16 protein-coding genes and 1 tRNA gene are annotated in these 17,934 nt (G+C 69.3%); 6 read left to right on the top strand and 11 right to left on the bottom strand.

Going from position 1 to position 17,934, the window contains the following annotated elements; all coding sequences use genetic code 11:
* Positions 1-114: 114 nt before the first annotated feature.
* From ACFE71_RS03980 to moaA, 3 genes are all read right to left on the bottom strand, one after another.
* Positions 115-189: transfer RNA gene (locus ACFE71_RS03980), tRNA-Asn, on the bottom strand.
* Positions 190-248: 59 nt separating this feature from the next.
* Positions 249-1,028 (bottom strand): NAD kinase, encoded by a 780-nt coding sequence (locus tag ACFE71_RS03975; RefSeq protein WP_375427515.1) that lies wholly within the window; start codon positions 1,026-1,028, stop codon positions 249-251.
* The gene (gene moaA, locus ACFE71_RS03970; protein ID WP_375427514.1) at positions 1,025-2,065 is read right to left on the bottom strand and encodes a GTP 3',8-cyclase MoaA; all 1,041 of its coding nucleotides are present in this window, start codon (positions 2,063-2,065) and stop codon (positions 1,025-1,027) included. Before moaA ends, ACFE71_RS03975 begins: the two co-directional genes overlap by 4 nt.
* 77 nt (positions 2,066-2,142) lie before the next feature.
* On the opposite strand from moaA, the gene ACFE71_RS03965 reads away from it, so the two are divergent.
* Positions 2,143-3,786 carry an EAL domain-containing protein gene (locus tag ACFE71_RS03965; protein WP_375427513.1) on the top strand — a complete coding sequence of 548 codons (1,644 nt, stop codon included), beginning with the start codon at positions 2,143-2,145 and terminating at the stop codon, positions 3,784-3,786.
* A 142-nt stretch (positions 3,787-3,928) separates the two neighbouring features.
* On the opposite strand, the gene mfd is transcribed toward ACFE71_RS03965, so the two are convergent.
* Positions 3,929-7,480: a transcription-repair coupling factor gene (mfd, locus tag ACFE71_RS03960; RefSeq protein WP_375427512.1), complete on the bottom strand. Its 3,552-nt coding sequence runs from the start codon at positions 7,478-7,480 to the stop codon at positions 3,929-3,931.
* Positions 7,480-7,746: a succinate dehydrogenase assembly factor 2 gene (locus tag ACFE71_RS03955; protein WP_375427511.1), complete on the bottom strand. Its 267-nt coding sequence runs from the start codon at positions 7,744-7,746 to the stop codon at positions 7,480-7,482. The genes mfd and ACFE71_RS03955 overlap by 1 nt, the downstream gene beginning before the upstream one ends.
* Positions 7,747-7,821: 75 nt before the next feature.
* Here ACFE71_RS03955 and recG point away from each other — a divergent pair, with 75 nt between their 5' ends.
* Positions 7,822-9,870, top strand: coding sequence for an ATP-dependent DNA helicase RecG (gene recG, locus ACFE71_RS03950; protein ID WP_375427510.1), 2,049 nt, complete (start codon positions 7,822-7,824; stop codon positions 9,868-9,870).
* Here recG and ACFE71_RS03945 read toward each other — a convergent pair.
* The 4 genes from ACFE71_RS03945 to serS all read right to left on the bottom strand — a co-directional run bounded on the left by ACFE71_RS03945 (position 9,867) and on the right by serS (position 13,712).
* The gene (locus tag ACFE71_RS03945) at positions 9,867-10,181 is read right to left on the bottom strand and encodes a PilZ domain-containing protein (protein ID WP_375427509.1); all 315 of its coding nucleotides are present in this window, start codon (positions 10,179-10,181) and stop codon (positions 9,867-9,869) included. The two genes, recG and ACFE71_RS03945, sit on opposite strands and share 4 nt — an antisense overlap.
* A gap of 77 nt (positions 10,182-10,258) precedes the next feature.
* Positions 10,259-11,485 (bottom strand): tyrosine--tRNA ligase, encoded by a 1,227-nt coding sequence (tyrS, locus tag ACFE71_RS03940; RefSeq protein ID WP_375427508.1) that lies wholly within the window; start codon positions 11,483-11,485, stop codon positions 10,259-10,261.
* 35 nt (positions 11,486-11,520) lie between these two features.
* Entirely contained in the window at positions 11,521-12,294 is a 774-nt protein-coding gene (gene surE, locus ACFE71_RS03935) for a 5'/3'-nucleotidase SurE (RefSeq protein WP_375427507.1), read from the bottom strand.
* Positions 12,295-12,431: 137 nt separating this feature from the next.
* On the bottom strand, positions 12,432-13,712 hold the full coding sequence (gene serS / locus ACFE71_RS03930) for a serine--tRNA ligase (RefSeq protein WP_375427506.1): 1,281 nt from the start codon (positions 13,710-13,712) through the stop codon (positions 12,432-12,434).
* Positions 13,713-13,800: 88 nt separating this feature from the next.
* Here serS and ACFE71_RS03925 point away from each other — a divergent pair, with 88 nt between their 5' ends.
* The 4 genes from ACFE71_RS03925 (at position 13,801) to ACFE71_RS03910 (ending at position 16,078) form a co-directional block, all read left to right on the top strand.
* Positions 13,801-14,319, top strand: a complete 519-nt coding sequence (locus ACFE71_RS03925; RefSeq protein WP_375427505.1) for a host attachment family protein — start codon at positions 13,801-13,803, stop codon at positions 14,317-14,319.
* Positions 14,320-14,414: 95 nt separating this feature from the next.
* Complete coding sequence (locus ACFE71_RS03920) at positions 14,415-14,777, top strand: hypothetical protein (RefSeq protein ID WP_375427504.1); 363 nt, start codon at positions 14,415-14,417, stop codon at positions 14,775-14,777.
* Positions 14,714-15,394 carry a hypothetical protein gene (locus ACFE71_RS03915; protein ID WP_375427503.1) on the top strand — a complete coding sequence of 227 codons (681 nt, stop codon included), beginning with the start codon at positions 14,714-14,716 and terminating at the stop codon, positions 15,392-15,394. Before ACFE71_RS03920 ends, ACFE71_RS03915 begins: the two co-directional genes overlap by 64 nt.
* A gap of 72 nt (positions 15,395-15,466) precedes the next feature.
* On the top strand, positions 15,467-16,078 hold the full coding sequence (locus tag ACFE71_RS03910) for a superoxide dismutase (protein ID WP_375427502.1): 612 nt from the start codon (positions 15,467-15,469) through the stop codon (positions 16,076-16,078).
* Between the two features lie 19 nt (positions 16,079-16,097).
* Here the strand turns inward: ACFE71_RS03910 and ACFE71_RS03905 are convergent, their stop codons facing one another.
* Positions 16,098-16,742, bottom strand: a complete 645-nt coding sequence (locus tag ACFE71_RS03905; protein WP_375427531.1) for an inner membrane-spanning protein YciB — start codon at positions 16,740-16,742, stop codon at positions 16,098-16,100.
* Between the two features lie 47 nt (positions 16,743-16,789).
* Complete coding sequence (gene ftsY, locus ACFE71_RS03900; protein WP_375427501.1) at positions 16,790-17,725, bottom strand: signal recognition particle-docking protein FtsY; 936 nt, start codon at positions 17,723-17,725, stop codon at positions 16,790-16,792.
* Positions 17,726-17,934 lie beyond the last annotated feature (209 nt).

The raw sequence follows: 17,934 nt of genomic DNA, 5'->3' as shown, positions 1-17,934 counted from the left end.
GGATGCGGCGAATGACTGATCGCTTAACGACCATTGGTGGAACGTGCGATGAACGGAATGCGTTCCGCGCGGAAAATCCCAAGTCGAAACAACTTGGTAGCGTCCGGGCGACGGTGGCTCCCTGAGTAGGATTCGAACCTACGGCCATTCGATTAACAGTCGAATGCTCTACCGCTGAGCTATCAGGGAACAGCGCCGTGAGAAGCGCGTATAAAGGCCCAGCATCCGCGTGCAACCCCCGACACGGATCACGCGATGAACTGCTCCATGGTTATGCGGTCATCGAGCGCGTGCTCGGGGTCGAACAATAAGGTGAGCTGTCGCGCCCGATCCACGCACACATCGACGCGGGCGATGTCGCGGACCTCGCTGTCGTCGGCCACGGCGGACACCGGACGCTTGGCGGGGTTCAGGACGCGGAGCGAGATGCGCGCCTTGTCCGGCAGGATCGCGCCGCGCCAGCGTCGGGGCCGGAACGGGCTGATGGGCGTGAGCGCGAGGAGCGCGGAGCCGAGCGGCAGGATCGGGCCCTGCGCCGAGAAGTTGTAGGCGGTCGAGCCCGCGGGCGTCGCGACCAGGATTCCGTCGCAGGCCAGTTCGAGCATCACGATCCGATCGTTCACCGTCACCTCCAGCTTGGCGGTCTGGCGCGTCTCGCGAAGCAGCGATACCTCGTTGATCGCGGGCAGCTGGTGAACCCGGCCGTCGTTGCCCGTGACGGTCGTCGCCAGCGGCGAGATCCGGAACTCGCGCGCGTGGAGCAGGCGTTCGGCCAGTCCGTGGCGACGCCAATCGTTCATCAGGAAACCGACGGTCCCCAGGTTCATGCCGAACACCGGTACGGCCGGGCGACGGCGCGCGAGCATAGCATGGAGCGTCTGGAGCATGAAGCCGTCACCGCCGAGCGCCACGACGAGATCGGCGTCCTCGAACGCGACCCAATCGTCGGCGTCCGCCAGGTCGCGCATGGCGGCCTGGGCGGATTGCGTGGGCGAGGCGACGAGCGCGCGCCGCTGAGTCTCGCTCATCCGCCGGTCACGCTCATATGGCGGGCCACGGCGGGCGCGTCCCCCGCGACGATGCGGAAGTCATGGCGCGCGGGCTTGATGCTGAGGCCACGGTCGATCGCGGCATCCAGTCCCGCGATGCCGCCGTCGCGGAGCGCGGCCTTGAGGTCGACCTGATCGTCGTGACCCAGGCAGAGGTAAAGCTTGCCCTCGGTCGTCAGCCGGACCCGGTTGCAGCCTCCGCAGAAGTCGGCGGTGAGCGGGGTGATCAGGCCGAGCCGCGTGCCGCCATCGCCCACGGACCAATAACGCGCGGGGCCGCCGCTGCGGTGATCGTCGCGGGCGAGCGCGAAGCCGGCTGAAAGCGTCTCGAACACCTCGGTCAAAGGAAGGAAGCGGTCGATCCGCTCTTCATCCACCGCGCCCAGCGGCATCGTCTCGATCAACGACAGGTCGAAACCGTTCGCCGCCGTCCAAGCGAGGATGTCCGGGATCTCGTGCTCGTTGAGGCCGCGCAGGGCGACGGTGTTGATCTTGACGCGCAGTCCCGCATCGCGCGCGGCGAAGACGCCGCGGAGCACTCGGGCGAGATCGCCGTGACGGGTGACATGGCGGAAGACGGCGGGGTCGAGGCTGTCCAGGCTGACGTTCACGCGGCGGATACCGGCCGCGTGGAGGCGACCGGCGTGCTCGGCCAAGCGCGTGCCGTTGGTCGTCATCGTCAGCTCGTCGAGGCCGCGCCCGACATGGCGACCGAGCCGGTCGACGAGATCGCCCACGTCGCGCCGCACCAGCGGTTCGCCGCCCGATAGGCGGATCTTGGTGACGCCGCGCGCGACGAAGCGTTCGGCGATGATCGCGATCTCCTCCAACGCGAGCAGTTCCGAGCGCGGAAGGAACGTCATCTCCTCGGACATGCAATAACGGCAGCGCAGGTCGCAACGGTCGGTGACCGAGATGCGGAGATAGCGGACGGCGCGGCCGTGCGCGTCGGTCAGCCCGCCCATCCCGAGCCGATCGGGGACGCGCGCGCCGCGCCTGCTCGACGGTTCACCCATGCGAACGAGCTAGGGCGGGACGCGTCGCGCGACAAGCCCGTTTGCGGGCGGGGGGAACGGCCCCTACACGGGGCCGCGTGAACGAAGGCGGGGATACCGGGGCGGAAGGCGTGGTCGATCGACCGTTGGCGGTGCTGTCCTTTCGGCAGCTCGACGAGTTGGTCCAGCTCGCGGGCGGGGCCGGGTGGCGGGTCGTCGGCGCGCGGCGGCTGGGCGAGCCGGACCTGGCCGAAATCGGCGCGGCGGTCACGGTGATCGATGCGCGTGGGGCGCTGAGCGAGGGGCTGCATGCGATCGCCACGCTCGCGCCGGCGATCGAGCTGGCTGGCGGCGCGCTGCTCGCGCTGGTGTCGCGCGTCGACGCGGGGGCGATCGGCCGGGTCCATGATGCGGGCGCGACGCATTTCCTGCTCAGCCCGGCGGGCGAGGAGGAGTTCGTTCACGCGATCCGCTTCGCCGAGCGGCTGGCCGAGCGTATCGGGCGCACCGACGGGGTCGAACCCGCGAGGAGGCGGGGCGATCCCGCGCCGGTGACGATGGCGCAGGTCGGCGACGCGGTCCGGCGCTGGACGGCGGGACGGCTCGCGGCGGGACGGCCGGTGATCGCGGCGCGGGTGCTGCTGGCGAGTTTCGACCTGGTCAACCGCGCGCACGGCCGTGGGGTCGGCGATGCGATCCTGCACGCCGCGGCGGATCGGCTCGGGCGGATCGCGGAGGCGCTGTTCGGCTCCGACGCGATCGTGGCGCGGGTCGCGGGGCCGGAGTTCCTGCTGGCGGGGGACGCGAAGGCTACCGACGCGGACACGCTCGCCGCGCGCGTTTCGGCCGACCTGTCGGAGCCGTTCGGCCGCGCGGTGGTCGGCGCGCGCGTCGGGGTCGCGACCTCGCGCGCGGGCGAGGACGCGGGCGCGCTTGTCCGGCGAGCGGGCGCGGCGCTGACCCCGGTCGATGAGGAACTGGCGGCCGAGGCGCTGGCGATCGACGTCCACCATGCGATCGGGAGCGGGCAAATCGCGGTGCTGTTCCAACCGCAGGTCGAGATCGCGACGGGGCGGATCGTCGGCGTCGAGGCGCTGGCCCGCTGGACGCATCCCCGGATCGGCGCGATCGGCGCGGAGGCGCTGTTCGCTGCGGCGGCGCGCGCGGGGCTGGGGCTAGCGCTGTCGGAGCATGTGCAGCGGCTGGCGTTGCGGACGGCGTCGGCGTGGCCGGCGGCGCTCGCCGAGCTGCGCCTGTCGGTGAACGTCACCGCCGAGGATGTCGGCGGGTCCGACTTCGCCGAACGCTTTCTCGCGCGCGTCGCCGAGGCCGGATTCGGGCCCGACCGGTTGACCGTCGAGATCGTCGAGACGGGCGAGATCGGTGACCTCGATCGCGCCGCCGCGCTGCTGGCGCGGTTGCGCGCGGCGGGATGCCGGACGGCGATCGACGATTTCGGGACGGGCTATTCCAGCCTCGCCTATCTGAACGCGCTCCCGCTCGATTACCTCAAGCTCGACATCTCGTTGGTGCGCGGGATCGAGCGCGACGGGCGCGAACGGGTGCTGGCGCAGGGCGTCCTCGCGCTCGCGCGATCGCTGGGGCTGCATACGGTCGCCGAGGGGGTGGAGACGCCCGCGCAACGCGACCTGCTGGCGCGCGAGGGGTGCGAGCTGTTCCAGGGCTTCCTGTGCGCGGGCGCGGTGGACGCGGCCGGGCTGGAGCGTTTGATAAGCAGGTGATCCGATTACCCCCTCTCCCATCGGGAGAGGGGCAAGCTCGCGCGAGCGAGCGCGGGGTGAGGGTGACGCGCACCTCGACGCGGTCACCCTCACCCTTCCGCGCCTGCGGCGCTCCCTCCCTCTCCCGGTGGGAGAGGGAAGGTCAGGCGGCCGCCTTGGCCAGCCCCCTGCTGATCTGCAGCGCGCCGTTGAGCCGCGCCTTCGGGTCCGCCCAGGCGCGGCTCACGACCAGCTTGCTGTCCGGACGCAGCCGCGCGATGTCGCCGAGCTTGTCGACATAGGCCATGACGCCCGCCGGGTTGGGCGGCTTGTCGTCGTGGAAGCTGATCAGCACGCCCTTGGGCCCGACATCGATCTTGGACACGGCGGCGCGCTTGGCGTTCATCTTGATCTCGATGACGCGGATCAGGTTCTCGGTCGGGTCGGGCAGCGGACCGAAGCGATCGATCATCTCGGCGGCGAACGCCTCGACCTCGCGCGTCTCGTCGAGCTCGTTCAGGCGACGATAGAGACCCATCCGCAGGTCGAGATCGGGGACGTAATCGTCCGGGATCAGGATCGGCGCGTCGACGGTGATCTGCGGCGAGAAGTCGCGTGGGCGCGACGCGAAGCCGCCCGCCTTGGCGTCCATGATCGCCTCCTCCAGCATCGACTGGTAGAGCTCGAATCCGACCTCCTTGATATGGCCCGACTGCTCATCGCCAAGCAGATTGCCGGCGCCGCGTATGTCGAGATCGTGGCTGGCGAGCTGGAACCCCGCGCCGAGCGAGTCGAGGTCGGAGAGCACCTTCAGCCGCTTGTCCGCCGCCTCGGTCAGCTGCCGCTCGGGCGGGGTCACCATGTACGCGTATGCGCGCGTCTTCGACCGGCCGACGCGCCCGCGCAGCTGGTATAGCTGGGCCAGGCCGAAACGGTCGGCGCGATGGACGATCATCGTGTTCGCGGACGGGATGTCGAGCCCGCTCTCGACGATGGTGGTCGAGACGAGCACCTCGAACTTCCTGTCGTAGAATGAGGACATGCGCTCCTCGACCTCGGTCGGGGACATCTGGCCGTGGGCGACGACATAGCGGATCTCGGGCACCTGCCGTTGCAGGAATTCCTCGATGTCGGGCAGGTCGGCGATGCGCGGAGTCACCATGAAGCTCTGGCCGCCCCGATAATGCTCGCGCAGCAGCGCCTCGCGCAGGACGACGGGGTCCCACGGCATGATGTAGGTTCGGACCGCCAGCCGGTCGACGGGCGGGGTCTGGATGACGGACAGATCGCGGATGCCCGACATCGCCATCTGGAGCGTGCGCGGGATTGGCGTGGCGGTCAGCGTCAGCATGTGGACATCGGCCTTCAGCGCCTTCAGCCGCTCCTTGTGCGTGACGCCGAAACGCTGCTCCTCGTCGACGACGACAAGGCCCAAACGCTTGAAATCGATGTTCTTCGCTAGGATCGCGTGGGTACCGATGACGACGTCGATCGTGCCGGCGGCGATGCCTTCCTTGGTCGCTTTGGCCTCGCCCGCGGTGACGAGGCGCGAGAGGCGGCCGATCTTCATCGGGAAGCCTTCGAAGCGCGCGACGAAATTGTTGTAATGCTGGCGCGCGAGGAGCGTCGTCGGGCAGACAACCGCGACTTGCTTGCCCGCCATCGCCGCGACGAAGGCGGCGCGGAGCGCGACCTCGGTCTTCCCGAACCCGACATCGCCGACAACGAGCCGGTCCATCGGCTTGCCCGCGCCCAGATCGGCGATGACGTCGCTGATCGCGCGGTCCTGGTCCTCGGTCTCCTCGTACGGGAAACGGTCGACGAAGCCCGGATAGCCGGACGAATCGGGCTCGAGCACGTCGCCCGGATGAAGCGCGCGTTCGGCGGCGGTGGCGATGAGCTCGCCCGCGATCTCGCGGATGCGCTCCTTCATCTTGGACTTGCGGCGCTGCCACGCTTCGCCGCCCAGCCGGTCGAGCACCGCGCCCTCCTCGCCCGATCCGTAGCGCGACAGCACGTCGATATTCTCGACGGGGACGAACAACTTGCTCCCGCCCGCATATTCGAGCGCGACGCAATCGTGCGGGGACTGGCCGACCTTGATCGAGGTCAGGCCCAGATAGCGGCCGATGCCGTGTTCGGTATGGACGACGAGGTCGCCGGGCGAGAGGTTGGCGAGTTCGGCCAGGAAGGCGTCGGTCGACTTCTTGCGCTTGGTGCGGCGGATCAGCCGGTCGCCGAGCATGTCCTGTTCGGTCAGGACCGCGATACCGGGCGCGGTGAAGCCGTGATCGAGGGGGAGGACGATGAGCGCCACTGCTCCCCTCCCGCTCGCGGGAGGGGTCGGGGGAGGGGCTGTTCCGTTCCTGCGCCGCTCGTTGATTTGCCCTCCCCCAGCCCCTCCCGCAAGCGGGAGGGGAGCGGAAACGCCGAGCGCCTCTTGCCACGTATCGACCGATACCGCCCCGGTCAGGCCGTGATCCTTGAGCAGGCCGCCCAGCCGCTCGCGCGCGCCGACCGAATAGCTCGCCAGGATCGGCTTGCGCTTGTCGCGGCGGAGGCGGTCGAGGTGCTCGACCACCGCCTCGTACAGATTGACGCCCGACCCGCGCTCGGGCCCGAAATCGCGCGGGCCGTCGACCGCGAAGTCGAGGACGGTCGCGCTCTCCGGCTTGTGGAACGGCGTCGCGAGATGTGCGCGCGACTCGCTCAGCTTCGCGTTCCATTCCTCGGCGGCGAGGTAGAGCGATTTGGGGGCGAGCGGGCGGTAGCTGCCGGGCTGCGCGGCCTCGGCGCGGCGGCGGTTCTCGAAATAGTCGGCGACCGCCTCGAACCGGCTCTCGGCGGCGGCGACCGCGCCGGAATCGCGTATCACGATCGCCTTGTCGTCGAGATGATCGAACAGCGTGGCGAGCTTGTCCTCGAACAGCGGAAGCCAGTGCTCCATGCCTGCTAGGCGGCGGCCCTCGGAGACCGCTTGATAGAGCGGATCGGCCGTCGCGGTCGCGCCGAAACGCTCGCGGTAGGCGCTTCGGAACCTCTTGATCGACTCCTCGTCGAGCAGCGCCTCGGAAGCCGGGAGGAGCGTGAAGCCGTCCAATCGTCCGGTAGTCCGCTGGTCCTCGGCGGAAAAGGTGCGGACCGACTCGATCTCGTCGCCGAAGAAGTCGAGACGGAGCGCCTGTTCCTCGCCCGACGGAAACAGGTCGACGATGCCGCCGCGCACGGCGTATTCGCCGTGATCGTGGACGGTGTCGGTGCGAACGTAGCCGTTCGCCTGTAGCAGGCCAGCCAGCTTGTCGCGGTCGATGCGCTCGCCCGGCATGAGCGTCGCGACGAGCTGGCGGATGCGGAACGGGGTCAGGACGCGCTGCGTCGCCGCGTTGGCGGTGGTGAGGACGAGCTGCGGTTTGTCGCGGCGGCCCTGGAGCCGGTGAAGGCACGCGATCCGCTCCGCCATGGTGCGCAGGTTCGGCGACGCGCGGTCGTAAGGAAGGCAGTCCCAGGCGGGAAAGCTCAGCACCTCCAGATCGGGCGCGAAGAACGGCGCGCACTGGGCGAGCGCGCGCATCGCCGCGTCGTCGGGCGCGACGAACACGATGCGCGACGGCGCGGCGCGAGCGAGGTCGGCGAGGAGCTGGGGTTGGAAACCGGTGGGAACGCCCGATAAGGTGAGCGGGCCGGGGGCGTTCAGGATGAACTTAAGGTCGGGCATTAACGCGAGACGGGCACGTAGGTCAGCGAACGCATACGCTCCATCATCGGCCCGCCCCACGGCTCCGGGCACGCGATCGACCCGATCGCCCAGCCCATGATGTCGACATCCTGCTCCTCCAGCAGCGCCTCGAACCAGTCGAGCTCGGCTACGTCCCACCCGGCCGAATGCGCGTCGAAGAAGCCGCCGATCATCAGGTCGGCCTCGCGCGTGCCGCGGTGCCAGGCGCGGAAGCGCAGGCGCTTGAGGCGGATTTCGGGGTCCATGGGTCAGGCTCCAACGGCGATAGGCCGGCGGGCGCTGGCGGCGCACGTCGGCTGGTGTATGGCGATCAGATAGTCATGCGGCCCCCGATCCTCAATCCGTTGTTCGCGCAGGCGACCGCGCTCAAGGGCGTCGGCCCCGCGCTCGCCAAACCGCTCGAGCGGCTGGGGCTGGAGCGCGTCGTCGATGTCGCCTTCCACCTGCCGACCGGCCATGTCGACCGCTGGGCGCGCGACGAGCTGATGCAGGCCGATGTCGGCCGCACGATCGCGATCACCGTGCGGCCGGTCGACTACAAGCTCAGCGGCGGGCGCGGGCCGTCGCGTGTCCATGCGACCGACAAGTTGGGCAATTACGTCAGCCTGACCTATTTCGGGGGCGCGTCGGGGTACGTGAAGAAACTGCTTCCGCTCGGCGAGCCGAAGCGCGTGTCGGGGCGGCTGGAGCAATACGGCCAGGAGCTCCAGATCCTCCATCCCGAGATCGAGGGCGACGAGCGCTTTCGCGAGCGCGAGGCGATCTATCCGCTGTCGGAGGGGATCACGTCGCGGCGGCTCCAGTCGCTGGCGGCGCAAGCGCTCGGACGCGCGCCCGAGCTGCCCGAGTGGATCGAGCCGGGGCTGAAGGACGCGCGCGGCTGGCCCGACTGGCGCGCGGCGTTGGAGCGGGTGCATCTCGACCCGGCCGACACGAAAGCGCGCGAACGGCTGGGCTATGATGAGGTATTTGCCAATCAACTTGCGATGACCCTGGTCCGCGCCGACACGCGCAAACGAAAAGGGAGGGCGCTCGCCGGAGACGGGCGCCTGCGCGACATGCTCCGGCTGCCCTACGAGCCGACCGGCGCGCAGGCGCGGACGATGCGCGAGATCGAGGGCGATCTGCAACAGACCGCGCCGATGCTCCGGTTGCTCCAGGGCGATGTCGGCTCGGGCAAGACGCTGGTCGCCCTGATGGCGCTGCTCGTCGCGGTCGAGGCGGGGGCGCAGGGGGCGATGCTCGCTCCGACCGAGATCCTGGCGCGGCAGCATTTCGAGACGCTTCAGCGCATGCTCGCCGGCCTGCCCGTCACCGTCGCCGCGCTGACCGGGCGCGACAAGGGCCGCGCGCGCGAAGCGACGTTGATGGGCCTGCGATCGGGCGAGATCGACATCCTCGTCGGCACCCACGCGATCTTCCAGGAAGCGGTCGGCTACCGCGACCTGGGGCTGGTGGTGGTCGACGAGCAGCACCGGTTCGGGGTCGCCGAACGGCTGCTCCTGTCCAACAAGGGCGTGCGCCCGCCGCACCTGCTGGCGATGACCGCGACCCCGATCCCGCGCACGCTGACGTTGGCGCAGTACGGCGAGATGGACGTCAGCCGCCTCGACGAGATGCCCCCGGGCCGCGTGGCCGTAGAGACGCGCGTGGTGTCGGAGGACCGGTTCGACGAGGTCGTGAACGCCCTTGGCCGGCACCTGTCGGACGGGGGCCAGGCCTATTGGGTCTGCCCGCTGGTCGAGGAGAGCGAACGCAGCGACCTCGCCGCCGCCGAAGCGCGCGCGGAGCTGCTGAAGGCCCGGTTCGGCGAGCGCGTCGGCCTAGTCCATGGTCGCATGAAACCGGTCGAGAAGGACGCGGTGATGACCGCCTTCGCGGGCGGGCGGCTGGGCGTGCTCGTCGCGACCACGGTGATCGAGGTCGGGGTCGACGTGCCCAACGCGACGCTGATCGTGATCGAGGCGGCCGACCGGTTCGGGCTCGCCCAGCTCCACCAGCTGCGCGGGCGCGTGGGGCGGGGCGGGGGCCTATCGCGTTGCCTGCTGCTGCGGGGCGGGTCGCTCAGCGAGACCTCGCGCGCGCGCCTGGCGCTCATGCGCGAGACGAACGACGGCTTCCGCATCGCCGAAGAAGACCTGCGCCTGCGCGGCCCCGGCGAGATGCTCGGCAAGCGCCAGTCGGGGGAGGCGACGTTCCGGCTCGCCGCGCCGGAGATGCTCGCCGACCTCCTCCAATGCGCGCATGACGACACGCGGCTGCTCGTCGATCGCGACGGTGGGCTGGAGGGCGCGCGCGGCCAGGCGGCGCGGATCGCGCTATACCTGTTCGACCGCGACGCCGGGGTGCAGCTGCTCCGGTCGGGCTAGGCCTTCCGCAACGCGGCGAGCAGCGCGTCATAGTCGGCGAGCGCGACCGTGCGGTCGAACCGGCAACCGATCCGCCCGCCGAGCGACCAACGGACTTCCGCCGCGACCGCGCCGACCAGGGGCAGGGTGACACGGACCACCTCGCCGATGCCGAACTCCTCGTCGCTCCGGAGCATCAGGCCCCCGGCGGAGATGTTGACGATCAGCAGGTTCGCCGGACGGCCGTCGGGTGCGATGGCGCGGGCGCGGTGGTGCACCTCGTCGCGCGACTCGCTCCGGCCGTTGGTCAAGTCCTGGATTCTACTCGCCATTCCCGGCTCCCCTGCCCGAACCCGACGCTACGGACCGGGATGATAACCCAAGTGGAACGGTGTTGGTTTACGGAGGCTTAGCGACGTATCAGCAACCCGTGATGCTTCTTCCCCGCCGAGAGGCGCACGGGGTCGGTGCCGACCTCCACGATCGCCGCCTCCGACGCGACCTTATCGCCATCGACCCGCGCGCCGCCGCCCGCGACCAGCCGTCTCGCCTCGCCCTTGGAGGCGGCGAAGCCCAGCCCGACCAGCGCGTCGACGATCCCGATCGCGCCCGCCACCGCCAGCGTCGGCAGCGCCTCGGCCGCCGCGCCCTCCTCGAAGGTGCGCCGTGCGGTCTCCGCCGCCAGTTCCGCGGCGTCGCGCCCGCGACACATCGCCGTCGCCTCGGTCGCGAGCTGCTTCTTGGCCTCGTTGATCTCCGCTCCGGGCAGCGCCTCCAGCCGGGCGATCTCGTCCAGCGGTAGATCGGTGAAAAGCCGCAGGAAGCGCCCGACATCGGCGTCCGCCGTGTTGCGCCAGAACTGCCAGTACTCGAAATGCGGCAGCTGGTCCTCATGCAGCCATACCGCGCCCGTGACGGTCTTGCCCATCTTGACGCCGTCGGCGGTGGTGATGAGCGGGCAGGTCAGGCCGAACAGCTCCGCGCCGTCCATCCGCCGCGCGAGGTCGACGCCGTTCACGATGTTGCCCCACTGATCCGACCCGCCGAACTGCACGCGGCAATCCATCCGCCGCGATAACTCGCGAAAGTCGTAGGCCTGCATGATCATGTAGTTGAATTCGAGGAACGTCAGCGACTGTTCGCGCTCCAGGCGCCGCTTGACCGAGTCGAAACTGAGCATCCGGCCGATGGTGAAATGCTGTCCCACCTCGCGCAGGAACGGCACGTAGCTCAGTCGGTTGAGCCAGTCGGCGTTATCGACGAGGATCGCGTCGGTCGGGCCGTCGCCGAACGTCAGGAAGCGTTCGAAAATGCGCTTGATTGACGCGATGTTGGCGCGGATCGTCTCTTCGGCCAGCAGCGACCGCGCTTCGTCCTTGAAGGACGGGTCGCCGACCTTGGCGGTGCCGCCGCCCATCAGCACGATCGGCTTGTGCCCCGTCTGCTGCAACCGCCGCAGCATCATGATCAGCATGAGGTTGCCGACATGGAGCGACGGCGCGGTCGGATCGAAGCCGCCGTAACCGGGCACGAGCTGGCGGACCGCGAGCGCGTCGAGCGCGGAAGCGTTGGTGATCTGGTGCAGATGGCCGCGCTCGTCGAGCAGGCGCAGGAGGTCGGATGTGTAGGCGCTCATGGTGCGCCGGGCGTTACACGCGCGTCCTCACCCCGTCACCCCAGCGCTCGGCCGAACGCGGCGAGCGAAGCGTCGTGCGTCAGATCGAGATGGAGCGGCGTGACCGACACGAACCCTTGCCCGATCGCATGGAGATCGGTGCCCGGCTCCGGATCGTGGGGCACGCGCTGCAGCCCGATCCAGTGATAATCGAACCCGCGCGGGTCGGTACGATGGTCGACCTTCACGCGCCCATGATCGCGCAGGCCCTGGCGGACGACGCGGACGCCCCGCACCTGGTCAGGCGACACGGGCGGGAAGTTGACGTTGACGGTCGTTCGCGGCGCCCACTCGGCATCGATCAGCGGGCGCAGCACCCGCTCGCCCCAGGCTTCGGCGGCGGCGAACGAGACGGCGTCGCCCGGCGCGCCGTCCTCCTCCGACACGGCGTAGACCTGGCTCATCGCGACCGAGCGGATGCCCGCGAACGCTCCCTCCATCGCCGCCGACACCGTCCCGGAATAGGACACGTCCTCCGCCAGATTCGCGCCGCGGTTCACCCCCGACAGGATCAGGTCGGGCCGGTCGGGCATGATCGACGCCAGCGCCATCATCACCGCGTCGGTCGGTGTCCCCGTCACCGCGAAGCGCCGTTCGTCGAAACGGCGGACGCGCACGGGCCGCGTGATCGTCAGCGAGCGGCCGGTTCCCGACTGCTCCTCGGCGGGCGCGACGATCCAGATATCATCGGACAACGCCCGCGCGATCCGCTCCAGCACCGCGAGCCCGGGCGCGTGATAGCCGTCGTCGTTGGTCAGCAGGATGCGCATCTATTTACCTTCTCTACCGTCACCCTGAACTCGTTTCAGGGTCCATCGTGGTCCGCGCGCCCAAGCAGCCGTCGCGGGCGTGACCATGGATGCTGAAACGAGTTCAGCATGACGGAAAGTGAGAAAGCGGATGCACTTCACTTCCCCGACTCCAACAGCGTCAGCCCGCCCAGGTAGGGCTGGAGCATCGCCGGCACCGCGACCGCGCCGCTCTCCTGCTGATAATTCTCCAGCACCGCGACGAGCGTGCGGCCGACCGCCAAGCCGGAACCATTCAAGGTATGGACGAACCGCGTGCCCTTCTCGCCCTCGGGCCGATAACGCGCGTTCATCCGCCGCGCTTGGAAATCGGTGCAGGTCGAGCAGCTCGATATCTCACGATACGCGCCCTGCCCGGGTAGCCACACCTCCAGGTCGTAGGTGCGCGCGGCGGTGAAGCCCATGTCGCCCGCGCACAGCAGCATCCGGCGGTAGGGAAGCTCGAGTGCGTCGAGCGCACCCTCGGCGCAGGCCGTCATACGCTCATGCTCGCCCTCGGACGCATCAGGTGTGACGATCGACACCATTTCTACCTTGTCGAATTGGTGCTGGCGTATGTAGCCGCGTGTATCCCGACCAGCCGCGCCCGCCTCCGAGCGGAAGCAGGGGGTGAGCGCGGCGAAGCGAAGCGGAAGTTCGCCCTCGCCAAGAATCTTCTCGCGGACGATGTTGGTGAGCGATACTTCGGCGGTCGGGATCAGCCATCGGCCGTCGGTCGTGCGGAACAGGTCGTCGGCGAACTTCGGGAGCTGCCCCGTCCCGAACACCGCCTCGTCGCGGACCAGCAACGGCGGCGCGACCTCCTCGTATCCGTGTTCGCGCGTGAGCCGGTCGAGCATGAATTGCCCCAGCGCGCGCGCGAGCCGGGCGGCGGAACCGCGCAACAGGGTGAAGCGCGCACCGGCGATCGCGACGCCGGTCTCGAAGTCGAGACCGAGCGTCGGGCCGATCGCGTCGTGCTCGGCCGGGGTAAAGGCGAAGTGACGATGCTCGCCACGCTCATGCGCCACGACGTTGCCGCTCTCATCCGCACCGTCGGGCACGTCGGCGGCGGGAAGGTTGGGAAGCGCGGCCAGAACGTCGGCCAACTCTTCGTCGATGCGCCGCTCCTCCGCCGCCAGACGCGGCAACGCCTCCTTCAGCGCGGCGACCTGCGTCATCAAGTCCTGCGCGCGCGCCTCGTCGCGTGACGCCTTGGCCTGACCCACCGCCTTGGACAGCGCGTTGCGCTCGGTCTGCGCGGCCTGCGCCTCCGCCACCGTCGCGCGACGGCGTTCGTCGAGCGCCAGCAGCGCGGGCGAGGTTGCCTCCACTCCCCGCCGAGCGAGCGCGGCGTCGAACGCGGCCGGGTCGTCCCGGATCAGGCGAATGTCGTGCATGGACCCGCGCTATGCCCAGCGCCTCCCGCCCGCGCAACCGCCGAGCGGTCGGGGGCGTTCACCCCCGGTCATCCTAGGAGAGTACCCGATGCAAGTGCCGAACAACGCCTTCGTGCTCGTGGCCGACGGCCGCAAGATGCTGTTCCTGCGCAACGACGGCGACGGCGAGTTCCCCAACCTGGTCGTCGAGTTGGCGGAGGAGCATCCGAACCCGCGCGACATCGACCAAAAGACCGACCAGGCCGGCCGCGCCTCCTCGACCCGATCCGGATCGGGCGCTCCGGCGGGCGCGAGCGGCGGCGCTAACCAGCAGGGCTCCTCCGGCGGCGGCGGCGCGCAGTTCGCGCAGGGCGGTGGCACGATGGGCGAGGCCGATTATCACCAATTGGAGGAGAACCGCTTCGCCGCCGAATGCGCCGACATGCTCCGCAAGCGCGCGCTCGCCCGCAAATACGACAAGCTGATCGTCATCGCTCCCGCAAAAACCCTCGGCGAGCTGCGCAAGCATTATCACAAGGAGGTGCAGAGCCGCCTCGTCGGCGAGCTCGCCAAGGACCTGACCGGGCACTCCGTCCCGGACATCGAGACCGCGCTGAAGAACGCCTAGGCGTGGCGCTTGCTTCCCGTCGCGCCGGACGAGGTCCGGGGTGACGGGCGGCGAGCGACGGTCTAGCGTCCCGAAACTTATCGGGGGAGCTGGGAATGAGATCGATCGCCGGGGTCGCGCTGTCGTCGATGCTGCTCGCGACCTCCGCGCTCGCGCAACAGCCGGCGGAGACCAAGACGGAGGCCAAGGTCGAGCGCACCGACCCCGCGATCCCGCCCCCGGTCGTCTCCACCACCCGCCACAACGGCAGCTTCGGCGGGCAGCGCCTCTTCTACCGCGCGATCGCGGGCGATACCTACCTGAAGGACAAGGACGGCAAGCCGCTCGCCGCGATCACCTCCTATAGCTACCTGAGGGAGGGCGCGGTCGACCCGAAGCGTCCTGTCACCTTCCTGTGGAACGGCGGTCCCGGCTCATCGGCCCGTATGCGACCGCGCTGCTCAAGGGCAACGCGCTGACCCCGGCCGAGCGCGCCGCCATCCGCCCGAGGTTGGCGCGCTACACGGGCGTGTCCGAGCAGTTCCTCGACCGCGCCGACCTGCGGCTGTCGCCCGGCCGCTTCTACAAGGAACTGCTGCGCGACCGTGGCCTGACGATCGGCCGCCTCGACACCCGCTATACCGCCCGCAACTACGACAACGCCGGCGAGACGCCCGACAATGATCCCAGCTTCTACGCGATTGACGGGGCGTACACCGCCGCGATGAACGCCTATGCGCGTCAGACACTGAAATACTCGCCCGACCTCGTCTATTCCTCGATCGGCGGGGTGCGCGATTGGGACTGGAAGATCGGCGGCGGCCCGCGCGGCGGATCGGGCTACCTGAACGTCGCGCCCTATCTCGGCCGCGCCCTGCGCGAGAACAGCTCGCTCCGGATCTTCGTCGGCCAGGGCTGGTACGACTTTGCCACGCCCTTCTTCGGCGCGGAATATTCGCTGAACCGCACCGGGATCCCGAACGACGGCCGCATCCAATGGCGCTACTACGACGCGGGTCACATGATGTACGTCCGCGACGACGACCTCCGCAAACTCTCCGCCGACCTCCGCGCCTTCATCCGCACGAAGCCGTGACGGTTGCGTAACGAACCAAGCCGTCTCACATGCGTTAGTGACGACACCTTCGGCAACATCCGGGAGAATGACATGGCCTTCGAACTGCCCCCGCTGCCCTACGACTATGACGCGCTCGAACCGACCATCGACGCCGAGACGATGCGCTTCCACCACGACAAGCATCACAAGGCCTATACCGACAAGCTCAACGAGGGTGTCGAGAAAGACGCCGCTCTCCAAGGCAAGTCGATCGAGGACATCCTCGGCATGATTTCATCGCAGCCCCCGCTCGTCCGCAACAACGGCGGCGGCTATTGGAACCACGATTTTTTCTGGAAGAGCATGAAGAAGGGCGGCGGCCAGCCCTCGGGCAAGCTCGCCGAGGCGATCGGGCGGGATCTGGGCGGCCTCGACAAGTTCAAGGAGGAGTTCAACAACAAAGGGGTCGGCCAGTTCGGCTCGGGCTGGGCGTGGCTGATCGCCGACGCGTCGGGCAAGCTCAAGGTGACGAGCACCCCCAACCAGGACAATCCCCTGATGGACGCCGTCGTCGACCGCGGCACGCCGCTGCTGGGCAACGACGTGTGGGAGCACGCCTATTACCTGACCTACCGCAACGACCGCGCCGCCTACCTCAAGGCGTGGTGGGACGTGGTCGACTGGGACAAGGTCGGCTCGCGCTACGACGCGGTCGCAAGCTGATCCCTTGCGCCGGAGGGGATCACCCCTCCGGCGGCTTGGCGACGACCGGGTCGTCGGCCACCTGCAACCCGTGCCGCAGCAGCATCGGCACGTTGGCGAGCGCGAACGCCAGCGTCAGCGGGATCGCGCCCCACAGCTTGTACGACACCCAGACGTCCCACCCGAACATCCGCCACACCAGCTCGTTCAACGCCGCCATCGCGACGAAGAACATCGCCCAGTTCCGGGTCAGCTTGCGCCACCCCTCCGCGCGCAGGCCCGGATAGGCGGTCCCCAGCAGCCCCTCGAGCAGCGGACGCCCGGTAACCAGCCCGAACGTCAGCACCGCCGAGAATGCGAGATACACGATCGTGGGCTTCATCTGGATGAAGCGCGGATCATGGAAATACACGGTCAGCCCGCCGAACACGACCACCAGCCCGCCCGACAGCCACAGCATCGGCGAGACGCGCCCGAGCTTCACCTTGGAGACGATCATCGCCGCGACCGTCGCGATCACGAACGCCACGGTCGCCACGATCACCCGCGCGATGACGAGCGCCGACATCCGGTCGAGGTCCGACAGGAACCCGCTCGTCGCCGCCACCAGCCGCATCGACACCGACGCGGGCACGAGAAAGTTGACCGCGAAGAACACGATGAGCGGCGCGTAATCGACGAACATCCGAATGCCGGGCGAAGCTGCGGGGGGAGAGGCCAAGGCGGGGGCGCTCACTTCCGCACGCCTTCCACGCCCGCGATGATCCGGCTGACCTCGTTGGCGTCGAACGGGCGCAGGTCCTCGATCGTCTCGCCCACCCCGATCGCGTGGATCGGCAGCCCGAACCGCTCGGCCGCCGCGACCAGCACGCCGCCGCGCGCGGTGCCGTCGAGCTTGGTCATCACCAGCCCCGTCACCCCCGCCACGTCGCGGAACACCTCGATCTGGTTGAGCGCGTTCTGCCCCGTGGTCGCATCGAGCACGAGCACGACGTCGTGCGGCGAGGCGGGATTCAGCCGTCCCAGCACGCGCCGGATTTTCGACAATTCATCCATCAGCTCGCGCTTGTTATGAAGCCGCCCGGCCGTGTCGACGATCAGCACGTCGATCCCCGTCGCGGTCGCTTGGCGGACCGCCTCGTACACGATCCCGGCCGCGTCGCCGCCCTCCTTGCCCGACACGATCGGCACCCCGACCCGCTCGGCCCAAGTCGCCAGCTGACCGATCGCCGCCGCGCGGAAGGTGTCGCCCGCCGCCAGCATCACGCCGTAATCCTGTTCCATGAACAGGTGCGCGAGCTTGGCGATGGTAGTTGTCTTGCCCGACCCGTTGACCCCGATCACCAGGATCACCTGCGGCCGGGGGAACGCCTCGATCTCCAGTGGCCGCGCGACCTTCGCCAGCGCGCGCTCGACCTCCTCCGCCACCACGAGCCGGATGCCCAGCTCCTCCATGTTCCGCTCGAACGACCCCTCCGCCAGCCGCCCGCGGATGCGTGTCGCGGTCTCCGGTCCCAGGTCCGACGCGATCAGCGCCTCCTCGATCCCGTCCAGCGTATCCTCGTCCAGCCGCGCGCCGCCCAAGCCCGCCAGGTTGCCGACCAGCCGATCCGACGTGCGCTTGAAGCCGCCGAGCAGCTTATCGTGCCATGAGGGAGTATTGCTCACGATCCGGTCGCGGCGATGTCGGGAAGGAGGGTCGGCATGGCGCGCGACTTAGGGACGCCGCGCCGGCAAGTCCACGATCACGCCGCCGTACGATCCCGCCCCGCTTGCGCGGCGCGGCGGCTTGCCGTAGACACATATCGAAGTTTCGTCCTCGGGCGCACGCTGGCCGGCGAGGTTTCGCCCGCCGGCGCTTTTGCGTTTGGGGCGGG

Origin of the sequence: uncultured Sphingomonas sp. (assembly GCF_964237155.1) — a bacterium.
Classification (GTDB): domain Bacteria; phylum Pseudomonadota; class Alphaproteobacteria; order Sphingomonadales; family Sphingomonadaceae; genus Sphingomonas.
Note: the sequence above shows the minus strand (reverse complement) of the source record. Positions and strands in the feature narration are given on the sequence as shown.